Below are 24,176 nucleotides of genomic sequence, written 5' to 3'. Positions count from 1 at the left end.
ACGTTACTCTTTCCACTTAATATTACAACCTATACTAGGTTTTTGTGGTTCAATAACTTTAGAGTTTTTAAGAACAGCGTCTAGTGCTTGGCGAAGATCACGACCATTTACAGGTATTCCGTTTCCTGGTCTGGAATCATCTAATTGTCCTCTATAAATAAGTTCTAATTCTCCATCAAAAAGATAAAAATCCGGTGTGCAAGCAGCATCATACGCTTTAGCTACTTCTTGGGTGTCATCAAACAAATAAGGGAATGTATAATTGTTTTTCTGAGCGGTTTTCCACATATGTTCAGGAGCATCTTGTGGATAATTTTCAATATCATTACTACTGACAGCAACAAAACCAAATCCTTGCACACGGTAGTCGTTAGCTACTCTCACAATCTCTTCATTGACGTGGATAACAAAAGGACAATGATTGCATATAAACATAATTACGGTTCCTTTTTCGCCCTTGATGTCTTTTAATGAAATTTTATTGTTAGTAACACTATCTACCAACGTGAAATCTGGAGCAGTTGTACCAAGAGGTAGCATATTTGAAGAAGTACGAGCCATGATGTTAAATTTTTAGGTTTTCGAAATTACAATTTTATACTTTATGAGTCTAAAAATTGCTATCTTAGTTACATTAAAATTCCATAGTTATGAAAACTTTAGAGACTTGGTTTCAAGAATATGCGGTAAGTCATCAAAACAAAACAAATATTGCAATTCATTTCATATGCGTTCCTGCGATATTTTTTTCTGTTGTAGGTTTGATTATGAGTATTCCTAGTGGTTTTTTGGCTTCAATTATACCTGGTGAAAATCCTTTTATAGAAAACTGGGCCTTTGTGGTAGCCTTACTTATTCTTTTGTTTTATGTTAGATTATCTGTGAAAATGGCACTACAGATATTAGTTTTTGTTGCTTTCTGTATTATAACTAATTATTATATTAGTCAATATGCACCATTATGGATGGTATCTCTTATTATTTTTGTGGTTGCCTGGGTAGGGCAATTTTATGGACATCATCTAGAAGGAAAGAAGCCTTCTGCAGCACAGGATTTACAGTTTTTACTAATCGGACCTGCTTGGGTAATCCAAAAAATGTTTGGAAAAAAGTAATATGCGATTACAGGATTGGAAAAATTCCGGATCATATTATTCATACAAAAAATATCAAATTTTCTATAAGGAAGAAGGAGTAGGAGTGCCGCTCATTCTAGTTCACGGATTTCCAACCTCTTCTTGGGATTGGAATAAGATTTGGAACACTCTTGTCAAGAAATATAAGGTATACGCTATCGATATGTTGGGATATGGTTTTTCTTCTAAACCCACTGATTTTAGATATACCATAGCTTCGCAAGTTGATTTATGGGAAACGTTTTTAAAAGAAAAAGCGATTACTTCTTTTCATATATTGGCACATGATTATGGGGATACAGTGGTTCAGGAAATGTTAGCTAGGTATAAAGAAAATCTTGAATATGAATTTAAAATTGAATCTGTTTGCTTTCTTAATGGTGGAATGTTCCCAGAGACCAATTTCCCTACACTTACACAAAGAATGTTGCTAACTCCTTTTGGTACTATTCTGAAACATTTTATGGGTCGAAATACGTTAGCAAAAAATTTCAAAAAGATATTTGGAGAGTATACGCAAGCCAGTGAAGAGGAGATAGATGAGTTTTGGGAAACGATAGACTATAATGCTGGCAAAAATGTAATTCCAAAACTTATTAAATATCTAACAGAAAGAGATACTTATAAGATTCGATGGCGTGAAGCGGTACAATATTCGGATGTGCCGAAAAGGCTTATTGATGGAGGAGTAGATCCGATCTCAGGAAAGCATATGGCGGAATTCTATAAAGAAATTGCACCTAATGCTGATGTAGTGATATTAAGTACAATTGGACATTATCCACAAACAGAAGCTCCTGAAGAAGTGTTGTATCACTATGAAGAGTTTAGAAAACAATTATAATTTTTAAAATAGTGCCTATTCAGAAAAGACATTAGTATGAGATGTCATTATAATTCATTCATATTTTTCAGATGCCCATTGTATAGTAGGCTCTATCCATTCTTTTAATGGTTTGAAAAGAAATCCGTGACCCATTCCCGTAGTAAGTTCAATTTCTTTAAAATGTATAATATTACAGGTCGAATTTTCTTTTCTTGCTATAGCAGATACTCCAAAAGGATCTGTTTTTTCATAAATAGTCAAAATATTTCCGCAATAATTGATTTCAGGAATATCTATAATATCACGATCTCTAAAACTGGCTATAAACACAAAATTTAAATTAGAATTGTTTGCCAAAGTTGATACATATTGAGCAATATATCCACCTTTCGAAGTACCTACTACAGTTATTTTTTTAGGATCAATCCCTTTTTTTAATAAGCTGTCTATTTGATGTACAACTTTGTTAGCATATGTTCTAGCATTCACATTGGCATTTCTTTTTTCACTAATAACCTTGAAATCTTTTTTTTCAAACCCTCCAATGATTTCTTTGTATTCAGTTCTTCCAAATTCTGGATGAAGTTCATTCAGTTCATGAGTTTCAAGAAATCGATTATGAAAAAAGAAAATAAACCGATCATTTTGATCGTAATTACTTCTACATGATGATAACATCCAGAGGAATAGAACGGTAAACATTAAATGAGTGTTCATGAGTCTCCAAGTAATTACATTTCATCACTAAAGAAAATAGCATTCATTAGTAATTTGTTAGTCCCGTACCAAAAAGCTCTAAAATTAGTATTATCTGTGAATAGAATAGTATTTCCTCTTCCTAGACTTTGATGTCTAAAGGGTACAGTACCTGATAAAGAATCTAGATTCTTTTTACTAATGTATCCGCTTAATAATGGAGCTTTTGTATATTGAATAGGATTGCTGTAGCTTTGTTTATCAGCTTTGATAAATAACGTAGTATTTCTAAACATAGCTATTTTGTCATTTTTGTAGCCAAAATTGATAGGATGTGATCTATCGGTTTTAGCTTGAAAAATTGCTCCTCCAATGACTTGAGCACCAAAGAAATCTCTTCTTTGTTCAAAAGAGATGTTTTTGGCATCGTTTTCTGGTTTAGAAAATTCGATTTTCATTAGTTCGTTATTCTTAAAGAATTGAGCAGCGTTTCTATAGCCAATCAATGTTCCTCCGTTTCGAATCCATGTTTTTAGTTTATCGATAACATTTTTATTCATTGTCTGATTCCAACTATTTGGTAAAATGATATGCGTATAACTAGATAGATTTCTTCTTTCTAGATTATCTGTATTTAGTTTCGTGATCGGAATATTATAACGTTGGTCCATTAGGTGCCAGATTTCACCAGCATCATAAGGGGTAATTCCAGCTCCTGTAAATAGCGCAATTTTCGGTAAGGTTAAGGCTCTAAATTGAGTGCTACCCAGGTCAATTCCGGTAGTAAGTCCTGTTGATACTCCTGTAATATTTACGTGATTTTCTGAAGCAATTTTTTGTAAAAATGAATATATTTCTTCAGAGTTTAATTCCTGGTTTTGAATTGGAATCATAATAGTTCCATAATCATAATTTTTGTTTTCGATAGAAAATGGTTTCATACCTACTTTAGCTCTTAATCTTTTATGTAAGATTTTATATAACACAGCGGGCGTGTAGTATTCGTGCCATTCCATTAAGTAAGCATAATTACTTTTATTAATCGCATTGGGTTTGTTGTGCCTTAACTCAGTAATTTCATTTCCTAAATCCGTAGTAACTGATTTTTCAGAATAATCTAGGTTAAATGCTAGAGGGAAGGTCCAAGCAGAAACATCATAAAACAAGCTATCCCGAAATGTAGTTCTTTTCTCAAACATAGCTTTTATCAAACGACTTTGTTTTTGGTTTTTTGGTACTACATAACTATATCCTTTTTTGAATTTTTTGCCATCTGAGGTGATGTCATTTTTTAGATTGTAAAACTTGATTTGATGACGTTTTAAAATCTCTGCCAAGTGGTATGCAGAAGCTGCATCTTTTTCATTACCAAAAATGTAAGCTCCATTCTGTGTTTCTTTTCTTGCATTTACATAAAAATTCTTTTGGTATTGAAGCAATTCTATACGCATCGATTTTGCGGCTTCTAATGTAGAAAGTGTTGCAGTAAATTGATTTCGTATGGTAAAAGGAAATGTCAATACCCCATTATCTGTTTCCTGAGCATGTCCACGAGAACTTCCTTGTTCAAACAGAATACCAATTCCTCCGTTAATATCTGGAAAAGTAGAGCCTTTTCCGTAATAGAAATCATCAAAATTTTCTTCAGTAAAGTATAAAGATCCTATTTTGTTAAATGCATCTGCGTGATAATTTGCAATCTTTTTGGTAAGTTCTTGATTTAATTTAGGAGTCAGAGGGTGTGTCCTGGATTGTATTCCTGGCTGAAAGAAAAAAGTACTATTAGCTCCCATTTCATGATGATCCGTTAGGATATTTGGATACCATTGATGAAAGGTTTTAATTCTTGCTCTTGATTCTGGTAATTGCACAGGTAGCCAATCACGGTTCATATCAAACCAATAATGATTGGTTCTTCCTCCAGGCCATACTTCGCTATATTCACGATCCTGAGGATCTGTATTTATGTTTTTACTTTTGTTGGTATTCGCCCAATATGCAAAACGTTGGAGTCCATCAGGGTTAAGTGAAGGGTCAAATAAAATCACAACGTTGTCTAGAAGCTCGTCAATCTGGCTTCCTTGTCCAGCGGCCAGATAATATGCCGCTACCAAACTGGCGTTGGATCCACTAGGTTCATTACCGTGAATAGAAAAACCTTGGTATACAACTGTAGGCATAGATGGGATATCTACTGTGCTAGCATTCGTTTGTGTGAGTTGAAGATGTTGGGTTCTTATTTTTTCAAGGTTTTGATGATTTTTTTCTGAAGTGATCGTTAAGAGAATAATTGGACGATCTTCAAAAGTTTTCCCACGATCCTCTAGTGTGATACGTGGAGAAGCTTCTGCTAAGGCTTTCATGTATTCTATTAGTTTGTCGTGTGTGACATGCCATTTTCCCGGAACAAATCCTAAAACACTTTGTGGTGTTGGAATTTCAGGATTGTAAGACACTCCTTTTGGTAAATAATAATCTAATGATAGGTTTTCTTGAGAAAAGGAAGAAAAGAATAACAAGGATAAGATAATAGTAAAGAAGTGCTTCATTTTAGATGATTTGTGCGAGTATTGAGTTTATAGTCATCGAAAATAAAAAAAACCGCCTCAGAGATTGAAGCGGTTTGCATAAGTTTAACATAAGTTATTATGTCTTATATGTCATCGAAGCTTACATCGGTAAAACTTTCTGTAGAAGCAGTAACTTCTTCATTAGCAGTTGCCGTTTCTTCTGCATTTTGTTCGTAAGATTTCTGATAATCTTTTTGATGTCTTTCGCTTATAACTTCTTCGCCTTTTTCATTGACAATGAAATCAGTCATCTCAGCTAAAATTTCACTAAATCCTACAAAGTCTTCTTTGTATAAATAGATTTTATGCTTTTTGTAGTGAAAAGATCCATCATCATTAGTGAATTTTTTACTCTCTGTAATGGTAAGATAGTAATCTCCAGCTTTTGTTGATCTTACATCAAAGAAATATGTTCTTCTTCCTGCTCTTAAAACTTTTGAGAAAATTTCCTCTTTCTCCAACATTTCATTATCGCTCATAATCCGTATTTCTTAATTAATTAGTCTGTTACGATGGAATCAAAAATCTAAAAAAATTGTTAATCGTACAACAAAATATCAAATTTCTTTTTCGCTCAGTTGTTTTAAATATAGTTCTTTATAATATCCGTCGATGTCTAATAGTTGATTATGAGTGCCTTGTTGGATGATTTCCCCTTCGTTTAAAACAATTATTTTATCTGCATTTCTTACAGTAGAAACCCTATGACTTACAATAAAAGTTGTCTTATTTTTAGATATTCTATTGAGATTGTTGAGTATTTCTTCTTCAGTTTCCGTATCTACCGCAGATAAACAATCATCAAAAAGGAGGATAGATGGGTTTTTTATAATTGCTCGGGCAATAGAAACTCGCTGTTTTTGTCCACCAGATAAGGTAATTCCACGTTCTCCTAAAACGGTATCATATCCTTTACTAAACCCTTGGATATTTTCGTGAACAACGGCATTTTTTGCAGCTTCTAAAACCTCATTGTCTGTAGCGTTTACTTTTCCGAATTTTATATTATTTCTTATCGAGTCGCTAAAGAGAAAAGCATCCTGAGGAACATATCCTATTGATGTCCTAAGATTTACTAAATTTAGATCTCCAATAGGCTTTCCATCGATTTTAATTTTCCCATCAGAAACATCATACAATCTTCCTAATAGATCTAAAATTGTGGATTTTCCCGACCCTGTTTTTCCAATAATAGCAATCGTTTGCCCGGAATTAATTTCAAAACTTATGTTTTTTAATGCCGTAATATTAGTATCATCATAGGTAAAAGAAACATTATCGAAGGTAATATTTCCTATTATCGGTGTCTTATTTGTAACAGAATTTGTGATTTCCGGTTCCTGACTTAAGAACTCATTAATCCTTGCTTGAGAAGCTTCTGCCTGTTGTATAATCGAAGTTACCCAACCTACAGTAGCAACTGGCCAAGTGAGCATATTAACAAAAATGATAAATTCTACAATCACACCAAGGTCCTTAATCGTGCCATTAATATACTGTTTGCCACCAATATAAATAACCAAGATATTGCTAATACCAATAAGCAGTACCATTAATGGAAAAAATAATGCTTGTACTTTTACTAGGTCAATGTTCTTTTCTTTACTGGTATTAGATAACTCTGTAAAGTTTCTTAGCGTTTGTGGTTCTATTCCATAAGCTTTGATGACAGAAATACCGCTAAATGATTCTTGGGTAAATGTCGTTAGCTTGGATAAAAATTGTTGTACGATGGTACTCCTTTTATGTATAGCTACACTTAGTTTATAAATAGAAATAGAAAGAATTGGCAGTGGAGCAACCGTGTACAGGGTTAATTCTGGAGCAATACTAATCATATATCCTATTACTACCACGAACAAAGTAATCGTATTTACGCTATACATAATAGCAGGACCAACATACATTCTTACTTTGGACACATCCTCGCTGATACGACTCATCAAATCACCAGTCCTATTCTTTTTATAAAAATTGAGGGATAGTATCTGATAATGTTTGAAGACTTCATTTTTTAGATCGAATTCTATAAATCTGGAAACTACTATAAAGGTCTGACGCATTAAAAAAGTGAAGAAAGCAGCAATTAAAACAGATCCAAGAATAAAAAGGATATTGGTCATTAATCCTGTTTTTACTTCATTAATATCAGTGATGTTATTATTTATATACTGTTCTACAACATCTACAGAGTCTCCAACAAATTTAGGAACAGCAATGGCAAAAATTCTGGCTATGATTGTGATCACAAAACCGATAAGAAGGCGGTATTTATATTTAAAGAAGTACTTGTTTAGATGGCGTAATGCACGCATAAAGTGTTGATTTTTAGAAACTGAATTATTAACAAATTCTTAAAGTTTAACAACAAAAAATTTAAAATTCGTAAAAATACATTATTTTAGCACCTCAATTTTGACTATTATATAATTTATAACATTTTAAAATTTCCGAAAATGATAACCGAAGTGCTTACTGCAAATCAATTAAAAAAAGAGGCTCCTGTATTTGGCCAATTGTCTTTTAACGATCACGAACAAGTTGTTTTTTGTCAAGACAAAGATACAGGATTAAAGGCAATAATTGGGGTGCATAACACAATTTTAGGACCGGCTTTAGGAGGTACTAGAATGTACAATTATAATACAGAATGGGATGCTCTTAATGATGTGTTGAGGTTATCCAGAGGGATGACGTATAAAGCGGCTATCACAGGATTGAACCTTGGGGGAGGAAAAGCTGTTATTATTGGAGATCCCAAAACACTAAAGACTCCTGCTTTAATGAAACGTTTTGGAGAATTTGTGCATACTCTAGGTGGGAAATATTATACAGCGGAAGATGTGGGGATGGAAACTTCTGATATGGATACAGTTCGTGAAGTAACACCTTATGTAACTGGGATTTCTGAGTCTAAAGGTGGAGCAGGAAACCCATCTCCGGTAACCGCTTATGGTGTCTATATGGGAATGAAAGCCTCAGCAAAATTTGCTTATGGAACAGATAACCTAGAAGGAAGAAAAATATTAGTACAAGGTATAGGTCACGTTGGAGAAGAGCTTGTTCGTCTAACTGCAGAAGAAGGAGCTAATGTTATTATATCTGACATAAATCAAGAAAGACTTCACGAAGTAAGTAAAGCGTATGGAGTAGAGATATATAAAGGACAAGATTTGTATTCAGAAACGGCTGATATTTATGCACCTTGTGCATTAGGAGCTACAGTTAACAATGAAACTATTAATAAGTTAAAAGTTAAGGTGATTGCAGGGGCTGCTAACAACCAGTTAGCTTCAGAAAATATTCATGGTCCATTATTACAAGAAAAAGGGATTGTGTATGCACCAGATTTTTTGATCAATGCAGGAGGGATTATTAATGTATATGCTGAGATTGAAGGATATGGAAGAGATCAGATTATAACTAAAACTGAAAATATCTACAATACTACATTAGATATTTTAAATAAAGCAAAGGCTACTGGTATGACTACAAATACCGCTGCCGTTAGTATTGCAGATGAAAGAATCGCTGCCAAAAAAAAGCAATAAATAGATTTGTATGAAATTTACTTCATAAAAAGTAAATTTTAGAATTGGTAGAATAAAAATAATAGTATTTTTGCAGGGCGAAAGTGATATACACTTTCGCCTTTTTAAATATAATAGTTCTTTGTAATTTCTTATGTTAACCAGAAGACATATCCGAGTTAAAGTAATGCAGTCCCTCTATGCCTTAGAGCAGACTCAAAGTGATAATCTAGATAAAGAAGAAAAGTTCTTGCTTTTTAGTATTGAACAGATGCATGATTTATTTCTTATAAATCTTCAACTTCTAGTAGAAATAAGAAAACATGCAACCGATTTTCTAGAAAAAAGCCAGAAAAAATATTTGGCGACCTCAGAAGAAAAAAACCCAAACCAAAAGTTTATTAATAACGAAATTCTTACGTTGTTAGAAAAAAATACTGAGCTTAAGGAAGCAATAGATCATAAAAAAATGAACTGTTGGCATCTTGATGATGAGTATGTGAAAATTCTTTGGAAAGAAATTAGTGAGAGTGAACTCTATGCTGATTACATGAAAACAAAGATGAGTTCTTTTAAAGAAGATAAGGATTTCATTATTGATGTTTTCAAAGAAATTATAGCACCTAACGATAAGCTATATGAATATATAGAAGACAAAAGACTTACTTGGATAGATGATCTGCCTCTTGTTAATACAGGAATCATCAAAATGCTTAGAAAAGTGAAGCAAACTCATGATGAGCACATGTCTTTGCCAAAATTGTATAAAGATATTGATGATAAGAAATTTGCCAAAGATATTTTTAGAAAAACGGCACTTAACGAAGAAGAATATGCTAAAGAAATAGAAGGAAGAACTCCTAATTGGGATAAAGACCGTATCGCAGAATTGGATAAAGCAGTCATTAAAATGGCTATTTGTGAGTTCCAAAAGTTCCCTTCTATACCTGTAAAAGTAACAATTAACGAATATTTAGAGATTGCCAAAGAATATAGTACACCAAAGAGTAGTATCTTTATCAACGGTATATTAGATAAAATATCCAAGGAATACCAAGAAAGCGGTAAACTAAATAAAGTAGGCCGAGGTCTTATGTAGTTCAAAAAAAATAGTATTTTTAACCCTCAATTAATTAAAAACCCAAGTAATGAAAAAAGGAATCTTGATTTTAGCTGGTGTTTTTGCTTTGACATTTATGTCTTGTAAAGATAATGCAGCAGAAAAAGTTAAAGAAGAAAATGTAGCAGATGCTGCAGATCGTGATGCAAAGAATACAGATTTCCCTGTAATGAACTTTGATCAAACTGAACACGATTTTGGAACAATCAATGAAGGTGATGTTGTAGAGCATACATTTACATTTACTAATACAGGTAAAGCACCATTAGTAATTGTTAATGCAAAAGGAAGTTGTGGTTGTACTGTTCCTGAGTGGACAAAAGAGCCTGTTGCTCCTGGAGCTACTGGATCTATGTTAGTAAAGTTTAATTCTAACGGTAAGCCAAACGCTCAAAACAAACAAGTTACTATTACTGCTAATACTGAAGCAGGAAAAGAAATCCTTAAGATTAAGGCAATGGTAACTCCAAAAGCTAAACCAGTAAGCGGAACTCCTGTAAGCGAGTAATTTTTTATGGAACAAATTCAATCGTTTGCTCCTTTTATTCTAATATTTGTGGTGATGTATTTTTTTATGATACGACCACAAATGCAAAAGGCAAAAAAGGAGAAGAAATTCGCTGCAGAACTTAAAAAAGGAGATCGCGTTGTAACAAAAAGTGGTCTTCACGGAAAAGTTTTTGACTTTAGTGAAAAAAGTAATGCTGTAGTTATTGAAACAGGATCAGGTAAGTTAACATTTGATAAATCTGCTATTTCTTTAGAAATGAGTCAGAAGTTAAATGCGCCACCACCTGCTGAAAAGAAGAAGTAATTTATCAGCTAATAAATAAAAAGCGTCGTATTAAATTAATACGACGCTTTTTTTGTGCAGTAAATTATGTTTTTTATGATTTCATAGTTACAATTCGCTGTGGTAATGGGGCAGCATAATCCGCATTACCTAGTGCTTCAACAATTTTTTGTCTTGTATCCCAATATACATCCCAATAATCTTCGCAAGTAGAATAAGGTAGTGCTAACAATTCTACACCATTTGCTCCTAGGTTATTTACCGCGACTCTTGGTGCAGGGTCTTTCATTACTTTTTGATCAGCTTTCATAACGTCCATAACGATTTGTTTTGCTTTTTCGATATCTGTACCATATTGAATACCAAAAGGCATATCTACTCTCAGGTTGCCTATGGTTGTTAAATTAGTAATAGTGCCAGATGTAATCGCTCCATTAGGGATAATTTCTGTTTTATTCTGAAAAGTTTCTAGAATCGTAACAAAAACCGAGATCTCTTTTACAAAACCTAGTTTTCCTCCAGTTTCTATAAGGTCTCCAACTTTAAAAGGTCTGAAAATAAGTAACATTACTCCAGCGGCCATATGACCTAGAGAACCGTTAAAGGCGCCACCAATAGCTAATCCTACTGCAGCTAATAATGCAGCAAAAGTAGCTGTAGGAATCCCTACAATCCCTGCAATCGAAATGAATAGTAATATTTTTAGTAAGAAATTTACAAGAGTAACTAGAAATGGTTTTAAGGTTCCATCTACTTTACTTCTGTCAAAAGCTTTTTTAATAGCTTTCATGATCATTTTTACGATCCATAAACCTATTAACAGTGCTACAATTCCTCCAACAATTTTAAGCCCATATTGACCAACTCCTTCTTGTATAGAATTGAAAAAACCGCCAAGGGAGCTCATAATAGTTCCTCCTGTTTCTGTAGTAACCGATATCGTAGTATCTACTACCTTTTCTGTAGTTTGCATAATGTGTTTTTTAGTGATTAAATTTTATCACATAAATCTACTATTATATAAACGGCGATATATTTCTTGTTAAATAATAAAAATATAGAAAATCGTTAAACTGAAATAATTATCGATGAATTGTAAATTATTTTTTGGCAGTCAATTCTGCAATCTTAACAATCACTTCTACAGCTTTAATCATACTTTCTACGGGTACGTACTCATATCTTCCATGAAAATTATGTCCGCCAGCAAATATATTAGGACAGGGTAGTCCCATATAGCTTAATTGTGAGCCATCTGTACCACCACGAATTGGTTTAATAAGAGGAGTAATGCCTAACTCTTTCATGGCTTCTTCTGCAATAGCTACAATATGAATTACAGGTTCCACCTTTTCCTTCATATTGTAGTACTGATCGTTAATATAAGTAGTAACTGTATCTTTTCCGTATTGTTTATTTAGTTCGCTTGTAAGTTTAATCATCATCTCTTTACGAGCTTCAAAATGTTCTTTATCGTGATCTCTTATAATGTATTCTAGTTTAGTTTCTTCTACCTCTCCCTTCATAGTGTGTAAATGAAAAAAGCCTTCACGATCGCTAGTGTGTTCCGGAGTTTCTAATCTGGGCAGAGAATTGATAAAATCCTGTGCTATATACATGCTATTAATCATTTTTCCTTTTGCATATCCTGGATGTACTATTTTACCTTTTATGGTAACCACAGCACCAGCAGCATTAAAATTTTCATATTCTAGTTCTCCAATCTGACTGCCATCCATAGTGTAAGCCCATTCGGCTCCAAACTTTTTAACATCAAATTTATGAGCTCCTCTACCAATTTCTTCATCTGGAGTAAAACCGATACGGACCTTTCCGTGTTTAATTTCAGGGTGTTGAACAAGATATTCCATCGCCGAAATAATTTCGGCAATACCAGCTTTATCATCTGCTCCAAGAAGTGTAGTTCCGTCCGTAGTAATTAAAGTTTGTCCCTTATATAATTTTAGATCTTCAAAATAATCCGGAGACAAGATGATATTCTCTTTTCTGTTAAGGATAATATCTTTACCGTCATAGGATTCAATAATTTGTGGATTCACATTTGCACCTGTAAAATCAGGAGTAGTATCAAAATGGGATATAAAACCAATTGTTGGTACATCGTGATCTACATTTGAAGGTAATGTTGCCATGATATAGGCATTTTCATCAATAGTAACTTCGTCCAGACCGATTGATTTTAACTCTTCTACTAATTTATTTGCAAGATCCCATTGTTTTTTTGTGCTTGGTGTTGTGTCACTATTTGGGTCACTTTCGGTATCTATGGTTACATAACTTACAAATCTTTCAATAATGTGTTTTTTTGGAATCATAGCGATGAGTTTTTAATCTTGAAGATTTCAAAAATACACATTCATACACTTTTATTAGAAACTACTAAGACTTATTTTTGCACTGCAAAAGAATCTTTCAATGTATAAATCGCTTGTCCGTCCAATTTTATTCAAATATGATCCTGAAACAGTGCATCACTTCACGTTTAGAATGATAAGGATTATGTCTAAAATACCTTTCTTCTCATCAATTTTTAGAAGTTTATATCTTGTGAAAAACCCAGTATTAGAGCGTGAGGTTTTTGGGTTAAAATTTAAGAATCCGGTTGGACTTGCTGCAGGATTTGATAAAAATGCAATACTTTATAATGAATTAGGGAATTTTGGTTTTGGATTTATTGAAATAGGTACTGTAACCCCAAGAGGACAAGAAGGAAACCCTAAGAAAAGATTGTTTAGACTAAAAGAGGATAGCGCAATTATTAATAGAATGGGGTTTAATAATGAAGGTCTAGAAGCTGCAATCGAACAGCTAAAAAAAAATAAAGGAAAGCTCATTATTGGTGGTAATATTGGAAAAAATACGGATACTGCCCCAGAGGATTATACCAGAGATTATTTGGAGTGTTTTAATGCTTTACATCCTTATGTAGATTATTTTGTCCTTAATGTCAGCTGTCCTAATGTTAGTAGCCACGCTAAGTTAAATGATAAAGATTATTTATTAGAGTTGATTAGTGCTGTGCAAGAAGTAAATAATGCAAACAATACACAAAAACCTATTGTATTAAAAATTGCACCGGATTTAAATAATAGTCAGCTTGATGAAATTATAGAGCTGGTTAATGTAACTAAATTAGACGGTGTTATCGCTAGTAATACTTCTACGTTTAGAGAAGGTTTGAAAGCTTCAAAAGAGCAGTTAGATGTTATAGGTAATGGAGGTTTAAGTGGCCAACCTATAAAAAACAGAAGCACATCAGTTATCAAATATTTGTCAGAAAAAAGCAATAAAGCTTTTCCTATTATTGGAGTAGGAGGTATTCATAGTGCTACTGATGCGATAGAGAAATTAGAAGCAGGAGCAAGCCTTGTCCAATTATACACAGGCTTTATTTATGAAGGGCCAAAATTGATTAAGGATATTAATAAAGAAATAATCAAAAAAGGATTATAAAATAAACTATCTTAAGATTATTTTTTGAGTTTCAGTTTTTCCAAGGTTGGTATGAAGTCTTACTAAATAAATTCCAGAATTAAGATTGGTGAGGTCTAAGTTAATATTTGTGTTACTTTCTCTAAAATCATAACCTCTTACTTTTTTTCCTAAAACATTATAAACCTGTATTTCTTTTATGGTAGCTGCCTTTGAAGATGATATCGATATGTTTCCACTGCTTGGATTAGGAGAAATCGTAATAGCATCTTTTGTATTGTCAAAATCTTGTAGGTTAAGTTGTTTTTGTGTAAAAACAATAGTTCCAATTTTTTCAGATGAAAAAGGAGCAATTCCCTGCAAGCTAGATATTGTTTCCTGAGGAACTGTAGCAGTGTTATTTAAGCTATAACCGGTTCCGTTTTCAGTTCCTCCATCATATGCATAGAGATCCAATGTAATTTCAGAAATCCATTGTCCTCCGTTATCTAATAGGGAAACACTATTTACAGCAATCATCCAATCTGGACTTGGGGCAATCATAGAGGCAAGGCTAATCAGGGGGTAGTCCGAACTTATAGTAATATCACTTATCGTGATAGTTCTGCTAGACCCATTGAAAAATAAACTTGGCCCTTCAATAAATTGATCCGCATTATTAGCGTTTATTGCACTCGTAATTTCTGAGTTAAAAGTACCGAAAGCACCAGTTTCCGCAACTTGTTCTATGCCAGCAGTGGCTAAACCTCCCATTTCCAGAAAAGTAACATTACTATTATGTGCAGCGCCTACTAATTCAGTAAAATGTGCATTGCCAGGTAATGTGCCATGAGCTTCCCAATTACTGGTGAAAATAATATCGTATGTGGCTGTTGTTTGACCAAATGTTGCTAGTGAAAAGAATAATAGTGTAGTTTTTAGAATAAGTTTTTTCATTTGTGTGGTTGTTGGTTATCTTAATTTGTATTATATATTTTAAACAGTTGAATGAAGAATAACCCTAATTATTCAATAATAATTTATTATGAACTGGTTTTAAAATGATATGTATACTTTTGGGCAGTCGGTCGTTTATACAAAACCTTACAAAAAAGAAGGATGAATTTTGAAATCTTATACACTTTCATAATCGCTACTCTGATTTTATCTATTTCTCCAGGGCCAGATAATATTTATGTATTGATGCAAAGTATTGTCAATGGCAAAAAATATGGCCTTGCAACAGTAGCTGGTTTAATATCTGGTTGTTTGGTGCATACTACATTAGTAGCTTTCGGAGTATCTACTATCATACAACAAAGCGAAGTGTTATTTTTTGTTATAAAACTATTAGGGGCTCTATATTTATTTTTTTTAGCATATAAAGTATGGAAAAATAGTGGGGCGATACAACTTTCGGCTGATACCGTGGAAAAAAAAAGTTTATCGCAATTATTTAGACAAGGGTTTATTATGAATGTATTAAATCCTAAAGTATCTATATTCTTTTTGGCTTTCTTTCCTGGGTTTTTATTTAGCGAAGAGTTAAGTAGTGTAACACAGTTTTATGTTTTAGGTTTTTTATTTATGGGAGTGTCTCTTTTAGTGTTTAGTTTAATAGCTATTTCCGCAGGATATCTCTCAGATTTTATTAAGCATAACTCTAGCATAGGTATGTTTCTAAAATGGTTACAAATTATTGTCTTTATCGGAATCGGAGTTTTTATCCTATTTTCTGAAAAATAATCATACTTAAAGAGCTAGAAAAGGTTGTCTGTTTTTTTTAGACAACCTTTTTTAAAATTTAGTTCAAACTAACAAAAGGTTTATTGATCTGTATTAGGATCAATAGATTCTTCGCAAACATAACTTCCTTGATGCCAAACCCATCTACCTGCATGATCACCACAAGGAAGTTGGCTACCACCTTTTAAAGAAATTAAATTTTCCAAACTTAATTTTTGTACTCCTTCTAAATTTAAAATGTTTTTTAACATGATTTTTTTTTTAAAATTATTAATAAATGTTTTAAAGATTCGAATATTGAATCTTTATATACCTGTTCCGCGAAAAGTAAAATGTTACTATCAAAAAAACCTTTTTTTTTAAATAGTTCGGTAATGGTGATTTTTACTATGAAATTTTTTATTCTCTTTTCTGAAAAATAATCATATTTTTATACTCTTAATTAAATTTCCTTTAGATAGACGCTTGTAAATGGCTGAAAAAGTAAAAATCATTGAATGCCCGAGAGATGCTATGCAAGGCATTAAGGACTTTATTCCTACCGAAAAAAAAGTTCAATATATCCAATCGCTTTTGCGTTGTGGATTTGATACGATAGATTTTGGTAGTTTTGTATCTCCTAAAGCTATTCCGCAAATGGTGGATACGGCCGAAGTTTTATCGAAGTTAGATTTGTCGATAACTGAAAGTAAACTATTGGCTATTATAGCCAATGTTCGTGGAGCGAATGATGCAGTGCAGCATAAAGAAATTGATTATTTAGGGTATCCTTTTTCGATTTCTGAGAATTTCCAGATGCGTAATACACACAAGACGATTGCAGAATCTGTAGAAACTTTGCAAGAAATTCTCAATATTGCTGATAGATCTAATAAAGAAGTAGTAGCATATCTTTCCATGGGTTTTGGTAATCCTTATGGAGATCCTTGGGATGTAGAGATTGTAGGTGATTGGACAGAGAGGTTAAATACTATGGGAGTGAAGATTTTATCGCTTTCTGATACTGTTGGGACATCCAATCCTGAGATTATAGAGTACTTATATGCTAACTTGATCCCCAAATATCCAGAGATAGAATTCGGAGCACATTTGCATACAACTCCTACTAGCTGGCATGAAAAAGTAGATGCTGCTTATAAAGCAGGTTGTAGAAGATTTGATGGGGCAATACAAGGATTTGGTGGATGTCCAATGGCAAAGGATGAGTTAACCGGTAATATGCCAACTGAGCGTATGCTTTCCTATTTTACAACTGCAAAAGCAGATACTAATGTTAGAATGATGAGCTTCGAATCTTCTCATAACGAGGCGACCAAAATATTTACTAAGTATCATTAAAAGATAGATTCATAAAATGAAAAACATTTTGAAAAATAGGACTATTGTTGTTAGTAGTAATTGTACAATTTATTAGACTAGATAAGAATAAATCCTGTTATGAATCTGTTGCTTATTTTGAAAATGAAACAAAGCCTGCTCCGGAAATAAAAGAGATATTTAAAAGTAATCTTTATGACTGTCATAGCAATCAAACAATTTATCCCTAGTATTCGGAAATAGCATTTTAATGTGTTTGATTGAGGACAGTATTCAATAAAAAGAAAGGTCATGAATTAGAAGAGTTAATTGAAGAAGTAGAGGAAGTAGAGGAAGGAGAAATGCTGCTTTCATCTTATATCTGGATACATGAGAATCTAGAAAAAGAAGAAATGGAATTACTTGTTAATTAGACAAAAGAGCTTAGAAAAAAGTGCATTTCTGAATGGTAAATCTCATAAATACTAGCCATAAGTTGTAACTGATTGTTTACTATGTTTCTATAAATGTTTTAGACGAGCTAACATTAGTTACTTCCAGTTTGCTTCAATGTTAAATTTAATTTTATTTAGATTTAATATAAATAAAGTTTGTAAAATATGTTTTGATACATATATTTGCACTCAAAATAAAAAACTATTTATATTAAGTCTAAATAAAAAATACTCATGAAGTTCAAAAATCTTATCAAGTTTATATGTATATCTGGGACTATTATTTTAGGTTCATGCTCTTCGGATGATGATACAACCATAGTAGGTGTAGAATCTCCTGCTACATATGAATTTCAACGTGATGGAGCAAGTACAGTAAGCTTTAGTGGTCAAACTACTAGAATAGCAATGGCAGAAGTGATTATTAGTGAATTTACCGATAACACAAGTACTGAAGGAATTATAGATGCAATGTTCGATCATCAAGAAAATGCAGATGATTTTGAAGATGCTGCTTTAAATTTGTCTGATAAAAGCGTACGAAGCAAAACCGCTGCAAGTGCAGATTATTTTTCTGCTAATGTTACTGATGCTGCAGCAATCAAAGCAGATTTTGATGGATGGATTAAAAGTCAGATAGATGAGGTGTTTCCTAACTGGGCGATACCTGCTACTGCTGGTAACTCGGGAGTTTTACAGGAAGCTGGAGGAGGATCTAATCGATATGTAAATGCCAAAGGATTAGAATTAAACCAAGCATTCGCAAAAAGTTTGATAGGCGGATTAATGACAGATCAGGCATTAAACAACTATTTAGGAACTGCTGTTCTTGATGAAGCTGATAATATAGCTAATAATGATAATGGCGTTGTAGTAGATGGTAAGTCATATACTAATATGGAGCATAAATGGGATGAAGCTTATGGATATTTATATGGTGCTTCAGTAAATGCTGCAAATCCTAATGCGACAATTGGTGCAGATGATAGTTTTCTTAATAAATACATTGGTAGAGTAGAAGGTGATACTGACTTTGAAGGGATTGCAGAAGAAATCTATAATGCATTCAAATTGGGTCGAGCAGCTATTGTAGCTAAGAATTATACAGTTCGTGACCAGCAAGCGGCTATTATTAGAGAAAAAATTTCTGAAATCATTGCTATAAGAGCAGTATATTATTTACAGCAAGGTAAAGTAGCTTTAGAGGCTTCCATTATTGATTATGCAAGTGCTTTTCATGATTTATCAGAAGGGTATGGGTTTATCTATAGTTTACAGTTTACAAGAAGATCCGATAGTAATGCTCCTTACTTCACCAGAACAGAAGTTCAAAGTTTAATTGATGATCTAATGGGAGGTACAAATGGTTTATGGGATGTAACACCTGCAACATTAGATGCTATGTCAGAAACAATTGCATCCAAGTTTGATTTTACGGTAGCACAAGCAGGAAGCTAAAAATTAAACAAAGTATAAAAATGTAAAAAAAGAGGTAGGAAATTATACCAATTTCTTCTCTTTTTTTACATTTGCAAAAATTTATTAAGAATAAATAAAAATAAGATGAAGAAGTTTGGGTTTTTAACAGTGGCTATTTTGGTTCTTATTGTAGCAGCCTGTTCGTCGAGTGATGATGGTGCGGGAACAACTGATAATTTTGACAGAAAAGCAATGTTGGAAAATATTGCGGATAATATTATTATTCCTGCATATCAAAATTTCTCGACAGATATGACAGCTTTAAAAACAGCTACTTCTGATTTTATAAACACTACCGATGAAGCTACTTTGGTTTCTTTAAGACAGGCTTGGTCGACAGCATTTATTTCTTGGCAGTCTGTTAGTCTGTTTGAGATAGGTAAAGCTGAAGAGATATCTTTCAGAAACTTTATGAACGTTTATCCTGTAAATGCAACAAATATAGAAGCAAATATTTCTTCAGGAACTTATGACCTTACTTCGATTTCTCAACAAGACGAGCAGGGTTTTGGAGCATTTGATTATATGATTAATGGTTTGTCTGATTCTGATGATGCTATTGTTGGTTTCTATACGGATGCCGCTACAGGTGTAAGCTATGAAACATATCTTATAGAGCTTATTACCAGAATGGATGATATGACATCACAGGTATTAAATGATTGGACTGGAGGTTATAGAGATTCTTTTGTGAACAATAGTGGTTCTTCGGCAACAAGTTCATTAGATAAATTGGTCAACGATTTTATATTTCATTATGAAAAACATTTACGAGCTGGTAAGATTGGTATTCCTGCTGGTGTTTTTTCTGTAACTCCTTTGAGTGATAAAGTAGAGGGTATTTATAAAGGTGATTTATCAAAAACACTTTTTATTGCAAACTTTAATGCTTTGCAGGACTTTTTTAATGGAAAACATTTCGGAAGCAATACTATTGGTGAAAGTTTAAAGACATATCTTGATTTCCTCAATACTATTAAAGACGAGGAGGATTTAAGTACCTTAATTAACAATCAGTTTAATGTGGCAAGAACTACAGCAGGTAACTTAAACGATGATTTTTCTGTACAGGTTCGGACTAATAATAATCTAATGCTTAATACATACGATGAACTTCAGAAAAATGTAGTCTTTCTAAAAGTAGATATGCTTCAGGCTATATCGGTAAACGTTGATTTTGTCGATGCTGATGGAGATTAAATTTATTTTTAGTATCATATGAGGTATTATTTAAACGAATATTTTAAAAAGAATACGGAGGCTGCACCACTTGCAGTCTTTCGTATTTTTTTTGGTTTGATGATGTTGATTAGTATTATTCGTTTTTGGAGTTATGGATGGATAGGCAAATTATATGTCAAACCAACTTTTTTCTTCTCATATTATGGTTTTGATTTTATTAAACCTATGGGTGTTTACACCTACTTGATTTTCGTTTTATGTGGTGTTTCTTCAGTATTTGTAGCTATTGGATATAAATACAGAATAGGCATTATTACGTTTTTTCTAAGTTTTACCTACATAGAATTAATGGATAAAACCACGTATCTCAATCATTATTATTTTATTAGTATACTTAGTTTTTTACTTATTTTTTTACCGGCTAACGCTTATTATTCATTAGATGCTAAGATGAAAAGAACTTCTTTTCAGAAAGTACCAAATTGGACAATTGATGCTGTGAAATTATTATTTGGAATTGTTTATTTCTACGCAGGTTTGGCAAAGTTAAATTCTGATTGGTTGCAAAAAGCAATGCCTCTAAAAATTTGGTTGCCTTCTAAATATGATATACCATTAATAGGAGATCTAATGCAACAAGAATGGATGCATTATGCTTTTAGTTATACAGGTGCTATTTATGACTTAACAATTCCGTTTTTATTGATGTACAAAAGGACTAGAGTTTTTGGTTTTTTAATGGTTGTTGTGTTCCATGTTTTAACAAGAGTACTTTTTCCAATAGGTATGTTTCCTTATATTATGATTGTTGGGGCATTACTATTTTTTGATAGTAGTGTTCATCATAAAATACTACAATTTATTTCTAAAATATGTGGTGTAAATAAAACAAATTTTGATACAAATAGAAGGTTGGTTTTCCAATATAGTAAAACCAGAATTATGACATCGGTTTTGGGATTGTTTTTTATAATTCAATTATTTTTGCCGTTTCGATATATGCTATATCCTGGTGAATTGTTTTGGACAGAAGAAGGGTACCGTTTTTCTTGGCGAGTGATGTTAATGGAAAAGGCAGGATATGCAAATTTTAAGATTGTAGATGGGGAAACTGGGAATAGATTTTATGTGGATAATGATGATTTTCTAACTCCTTTTCAACAAAAACAAATGGCTACGCAACCTGATTTTATATTGGAGTATGCACATTATCTTAAAACACATTTCGAAAATCAAGGGCATCAAAATATACAAGTATTCGTAGAAAGTCATGTAGCACTTAATGGGAGATTAAGTAGCGAATATATTGATCCTAATGTGGATCTAGGGAAACAAAAAGAGTCATTTAAACATAAAACGTGGATTATTCCATTTAAGGATGAGATTAAGGGATTGTAATGTAGTTATCTTTTTTTTATTGATAACTACAATCGTTTCAGCGCAGTATACGATTAAAGGAGTTGTAAGAAATCAAAATAACCAAGCTGTTCAGGGTGCAGAGGTTTATAATAGAACTACTGGGCAACAAGAAATAACAAAAGTAGATGGAAGTTTTGAGTTTTCTGAGTTAGCAGAAGGAGTATATTTTCTTGCGGTTTTCAGTTTTGATTATGAGATTTTAGAACAAGAAGTTACGGTTAGTAAGGATGTTGAGATTAAGCTGGTTTTAAATCTTTTGGGAGAAGAGCTGTCAGAAGTAATCGTGACTCAGCGAAGAGAAAAAGTCTTTGGACTTAAACAATTAAAACCTGTAGAAGGAACAGCGATATATGCAGGAAAGAAAAGTGAAGTAGTATTATTGAGTAATGTACAAGGTAATTTAGCTTCTAATAATGCTCGACAGATTTATGCGCAAGTTGCTGGGTTAAATATTTATGAAAATAGTAGTGGAGGATTACAACTTAATATTGGAGGGAGAGGATTGGATCCGAATCGTACAGCAAATTTCAATACTCGTCAGAATGGTTATGATATCAGCGCTGATGTTCTAGGATATCCCGAAAGTTATTATACACCACCTGCAGAAGCAATTGAAGAAATACAGGTAGTTCGTGGAGCTGCTTCTTTGCAATATGGAACACAATTCGGTGGGTTATTGAACTTTAAAATGAAGAGACCGAATCCTAATAAAAAAATAGAATTGGTTTCTCGTCAAACATTAGGTTCCTATAACCTTTTTACAAGTTTCAATAGTTTAGGAGGTACCATCGGTAAGTTTAGTTATTACACCTATTTTAATTATAAAAAAGGGGATGGGTTTAGAGCTAATTCTGAATTTGATTCTAAGAATGCTTATTTCCATTTAGGGTATCAATTGTCTGATAAAACAAAGTTGATTGGAGAATTTACATATTTAGATTATTTGGCAAAACAACCAGGAGGTTTAACAGATACGCAATTTAATTTAGATCCTACATTTAGTAATAGAACTAGAAATTGGTTTGATGTAAATTGGAAGTTATTTTCTCTGAAACTAGAACATGAGTTCTCTGATAAGACTGATTTTAGCTTTAATTTATTTGGGTTAAATGCTTCGAGATCAGCTGTTGGTTTTAGAGGTATTCCTGGGAGTCTAAATACTAATCCTATTACCGACATAGATGAAGTTGATGGATCTGGTGGTTTTGTAAACTCGAGGGATCTTATTGTTGATAATTTTAAAAATTGGGGAGCAGAAGCAAGATTACTTACTAGATATCAATTATTGGATAAAGAGTCCGTTTTACTAATTGGTTCAAAGTTTTATAAAGCTTCTAATGAATCTAGGCAAGGGTCGGGAGGTATCGGATCTGGACCGGATTTTGATTTTCAAGATGATGCTTTTCCGGATTATCCAAATCAATCTTCTTTTGATTTTCCTAATATTAATCTAGCCGTTTTTGGGGAGAACATATTTAAAATATCTGATAAGTTTTCGGTTACTCCTGGATTTAGATTTGAATATATTAAGACAGAAAGTCAAGGGGTCTTTAATGATGTAGTATTCGATAATGCAGGTAATCCAATCGCTAACAGTATAGAGACAGATAATAGAGAATTGGATCGATCTTTTTTTCTTCTTGGAATTGGATCGAGTTATAAAATTAGCAACTCTTTAGAAGCATATGCGAACGTTTCACAGAATTATAGATCTATCACTTTTAGTGATATTAGAGTTGTGAGTCCAACATTTAGAGTTGATCCTAATATAGGAGACGAAGAAGGATTTACTGCTGATATCGGCATACGAGGTAGGTTAAACAATATGTTATCTTATGATATAAGTGTTTTTGGATTAGTGTATGACGATAGAATTGGTATTGTATTTAATGATAGGGCTGAGCGAGTAAGAGGAAATATCGGAGATGCAGTTATATATGGAGTAGAGAGTTTTGTGGATTGGAATGTTTGGAATACTTTGTCAGGAGATAATGAAAATTATAGGTTGAACTTGTTTGCTAATACTTCCTTTACTACTTCAGAGTATACGTCATCAGATCTTTCTGGAGTTGAAGGAAATAAAGTAGAGTTTATACCAGAGGTCAACTTAAAAGCTGGTCTGAAATTTGGTTATAAGAACTTTCTGGCAAACATACAATATACGTATCTTTCTGAGCAATTTACGGATGTTTCTAATGCTGCTGTGGCATTAGATGGAGATAATAGAAACGGTATTATAGGAGAAATACCATCCTATTCAATTTTAGATCTATCGCTGTCCTATTCTTATAAAAAGTTTAAACTAGAGACAGGAATAAATAATCTTTTGGATGAAAGTTATTTTACACAAAGAGCAACAGGATATCCTGGACCAGGAATTATCCCTTCTGATCCTTTAACCTGGTACGCTACTTTACAATTTAAGTGGTAGTTGTGTAAGATTTAACTTTTGTTTACTTGTATAATTAACTTTTGTTCAATCTTTGGTTTTGGTTT

Annotated in this window: 24 protein-coding genes; 15 read left to right on the top strand and 9 right to left on the bottom strand. The window is 32.8% G+C overall.

Annotated elements, in window-relative coordinates; all coding sequences use genetic code 11:
- Positions 1-3: 3 nt before the first annotated feature.
- Positions 4-561, bottom strand: a complete 558-nt coding sequence (locus Q0921_RS12050) for a thioredoxin family protein (protein ID WP_299257115.1) — start codon at positions 559-561, stop codon at positions 4-6.
- Between the two features lie 89 nt (positions 562-650).
- Here Q0921_RS12050 and Q0921_RS12045 point away from each other — a divergent pair, with 89 nt between their 5' ends.
- Both Q0921_RS12045 and Q0921_RS12040 read left to right on the top strand, forming a co-directional pair.
- The gene (locus tag Q0921_RS12045) at positions 651-1,115 is read left to right on the top strand and encodes a DUF962 domain-containing protein (RefSeq protein ID WP_299257113.1); all 465 of its coding nucleotides are present in this window, start codon (positions 651-653) and stop codon (positions 1,113-1,115) included.
- On the top strand, positions 1,102-1,980 hold the full coding sequence (locus Q0921_RS12040) for an alpha/beta hydrolase (protein WP_299257111.1): 879 nt from the start codon (positions 1,102-1,104) through the stop codon (positions 1,978-1,980). Before Q0921_RS12045 ends, Q0921_RS12040 begins: the two co-directional genes overlap by 14 nt.
- Before the next feature lie 54 nt (positions 1,981-2,034).
- Here Q0921_RS12040 and Q0921_RS12035 read toward each other — a convergent pair whose 3' ends face one another.
- The 4 genes from Q0921_RS12035 to Q0921_RS12020 all read right to left on the bottom strand — a co-directional run bounded on the left by Q0921_RS12035 (position 2,035) and on the right by Q0921_RS12020 (position 7,543).
- Positions 2,035-2,679: an alpha/beta hydrolase gene (locus tag Q0921_RS12035; protein WP_299257109.1), complete on the bottom strand. Its 645-nt coding sequence runs from the start codon at positions 2,677-2,679 to the stop codon at positions 2,035-2,037.
- 14 nt (positions 2,680-2,693) lie between these two features.
- Complete coding sequence (locus Q0921_RS12030) at positions 2,694-5,207, bottom strand: M14 family metallopeptidase (RefSeq protein WP_299257107.1); 2,514 nt, start codon at positions 5,205-5,207, stop codon at positions 2,694-2,696.
- A gap of 104 nt (positions 5,208-5,311) precedes the next feature.
- Positions 5,312-5,707 carry a PUR family DNA/RNA-binding protein gene (locus tag Q0921_RS12025; RefSeq protein WP_299257105.1) on the bottom strand — a complete coding sequence of 132 codons (396 nt, stop codon included), beginning with the start codon at positions 5,705-5,707 and terminating at the stop codon, positions 5,312-5,314.
- Between the two features lie 78 nt (positions 5,708-5,785).
- Entirely contained in the window at positions 5,786-7,543 is a 1,758-nt protein-coding gene (locus tag Q0921_RS12020; protein WP_299257103.1) for an ABC transporter ATP-binding protein, read from the bottom strand.
- 141 nt (positions 7,544-7,684) lie between these two features.
- Here Q0921_RS12020 and Q0921_RS12015 point away from each other — a divergent pair, with 141 nt between their 5' ends.
- The 4 genes from Q0921_RS12015 (at position 7,685) to yajC (ending at position 10,692) form a co-directional block, all read left to right on the top strand.
- A complete protein-coding gene (locus Q0921_RS12015) occupies positions 7,685-8,779 on the top strand; it encodes a Glu/Leu/Phe/Val dehydrogenase dimerization domain-containing protein (protein ID WP_299257101.1) in 1,095 nt (364 codons plus the stop codon).
- Positions 8,780-8,945: 166 nt separating this feature from the next.
- A complete protein-coding gene (nusB, locus tag Q0921_RS12010; RefSeq protein WP_299257098.1) occupies positions 8,946-9,857 on the top strand; it encodes a transcription antitermination factor NusB in 912 nt (303 codons plus the stop codon).
- A gap of 49 nt (positions 9,858-9,906) precedes the next feature.
- Positions 9,907-10,386: a DUF1573 domain-containing protein gene (locus Q0921_RS12005; RefSeq protein WP_118457773.1), complete on the top strand. Its 480-nt coding sequence runs from the start codon at positions 9,907-9,909 to the stop codon at positions 10,384-10,386.
- 6 nt (positions 10,387-10,392) lie between these two features.
- Positions 10,393-10,692, top strand: coding sequence for a preprotein translocase subunit YajC (yajC, locus tag Q0921_RS12000; protein ID WP_299257096.1), 300 nt, complete (start codon positions 10,393-10,395; stop codon positions 10,690-10,692).
- A gap of 73 nt (positions 10,693-10,765) precedes the next feature.
- Here the strand turns inward: yajC and Q0921_RS11995 are convergent, their stop codons facing one another.
- Complete coding sequence (locus tag Q0921_RS11995) at positions 10,766-11,644, bottom strand: mechanosensitive ion channel domain-containing protein (protein WP_299257094.1); 879 nt, start codon at positions 11,642-11,644, stop codon at positions 10,766-10,768.
- A 127-nt stretch (positions 11,645-11,771) separates the two neighbouring features.
- Positions 11,772-13,007: a peptidase T gene (pepT, locus tag Q0921_RS11990; RefSeq protein ID WP_299257092.1), complete on the bottom strand. Its 1,236-nt coding sequence runs from the start codon at positions 13,005-13,007 to the stop codon at positions 11,772-11,774.
- A 100-nt stretch (positions 13,008-13,107) separates the two neighbouring features.
- On the opposite strand from pepT, the gene Q0921_RS11985 reads away from it, so the two are divergent.
- Positions 13,108-14,145: a quinone-dependent dihydroorotate dehydrogenase gene (locus Q0921_RS11985; protein WP_299257090.1), complete on the top strand. Its 1,038-nt coding sequence runs from the start codon at positions 13,108-13,110 to the stop codon at positions 14,143-14,145.
- Positions 14,146-14,151: 6 nt separating this feature from the next.
- On the opposite strand, the gene Q0921_RS11980 is transcribed toward Q0921_RS11985, so the two are convergent.
- Positions 14,152-15,060, bottom strand: coding sequence for a spondin domain-containing protein (locus tag Q0921_RS11980; RefSeq protein ID WP_299257088.1), 909 nt, complete (start codon positions 15,058-15,060; stop codon positions 14,152-14,154).
- A gap of 162 nt (positions 15,061-15,222) precedes the next feature.
- Between Q0921_RS11980 and Q0921_RS11975 the strand changes: the two genes are divergently transcribed.
- Positions 15,223-15,849: a LysE family translocator gene (locus Q0921_RS11975; RefSeq protein WP_299257086.1), complete on the top strand. Its 627-nt coding sequence runs from the start codon at positions 15,223-15,225 to the stop codon at positions 15,847-15,849.
- 80 nt (positions 15,850-15,929) lie between these two features.
- On the opposite strand, the gene Q0921_RS11970 is transcribed toward Q0921_RS11975, so the two are convergent.
- Entirely contained in the window at positions 15,930-16,100 is a 171-nt protein-coding gene (locus Q0921_RS11970; RefSeq protein WP_299257084.1) for a hypothetical protein, read from the bottom strand.
- A 220-nt stretch (positions 16,101-16,320) separates the two neighbouring features.
- On the opposite strand from Q0921_RS11970, the gene Q0921_RS11965 reads away from it, so the two are divergent.
- The 7 genes from Q0921_RS11965 (at position 16,321) to Q0921_RS11935 (ending at position 24,111) form a co-directional block, all read left to right on the top strand.
- Positions 16,321-17,187 (top strand): hydroxymethylglutaryl-CoA lyase, encoded by an 867-nt coding sequence (locus tag Q0921_RS11965; protein WP_299257080.1) that lies wholly within the window; start codon positions 16,321-16,323, stop codon positions 17,185-17,187.
- 44 nt (positions 17,188-17,231) lie between these two features.
- A complete protein-coding gene (locus tag Q0921_RS11960; protein WP_367183341.1) occupies positions 17,232-17,396 on the top strand; it encodes a heme-binding domain-containing protein in 165 nt (54 codons plus the stop codon).
- A 30-nt stretch (positions 17,397-17,426) separates the two neighbouring features.
- Positions 17,427-17,579: a hypothetical protein gene (locus tag Q0921_RS11955; RefSeq protein WP_299257078.1), complete on the top strand. Its 153-nt coding sequence runs from the start codon at positions 17,427-17,429 to the stop codon at positions 17,577-17,579.
- A gap of 255 nt (positions 17,580-17,834) precedes the next feature.
- Positions 17,835-19,058 carry a DUF4856 domain-containing protein gene (locus Q0921_RS11950; RefSeq protein ID WP_299257076.1) on the top strand — a complete coding sequence of 408 codons (1,224 nt, stop codon included), beginning with the start codon at positions 17,835-17,837 and terminating at the stop codon, positions 19,056-19,058.
- 105 nt (positions 19,059-19,163) lie between these two features.
- Positions 19,164-20,279: an imelysin family protein gene (locus tag Q0921_RS11945; RefSeq protein ID WP_299257074.1), complete on the top strand. Its 1,116-nt coding sequence runs from the start codon at positions 19,164-19,166 to the stop codon at positions 20,277-20,279.
- Between the two features lie 18 nt (positions 20,280-20,297).
- Complete coding sequence (locus tag Q0921_RS11940; protein WP_299257072.1) at positions 20,298-21,659, top strand: HTTM domain-containing protein; 1,362 nt, start codon at positions 20,298-20,300, stop codon at positions 21,657-21,659.
- Positions 21,640-24,111: a TonB-dependent receptor gene (locus Q0921_RS11935; RefSeq protein ID WP_299257070.1), complete on the top strand. Its 2,472-nt coding sequence runs from the start codon at positions 21,640-21,642 to the stop codon at positions 24,109-24,111. Before Q0921_RS11940 ends, Q0921_RS11935 begins: the two co-directional genes overlap by 20 nt.
- The last annotated feature ends 65 nt before the right edge of the window (positions 24,112-24,176 follow it).

Origin of the sequence: uncultured Aquimarina sp. (assembly GCF_947496855.1) — a bacterium.
Classification (GTDB): Bacteria; Bacteroidota; Bacteroidia; order Flavobacteriales; family Flavobacteriaceae; genus Aquimarina.
This window is presented reverse-complemented; position numbering and strand designations above follow the sequence as displayed.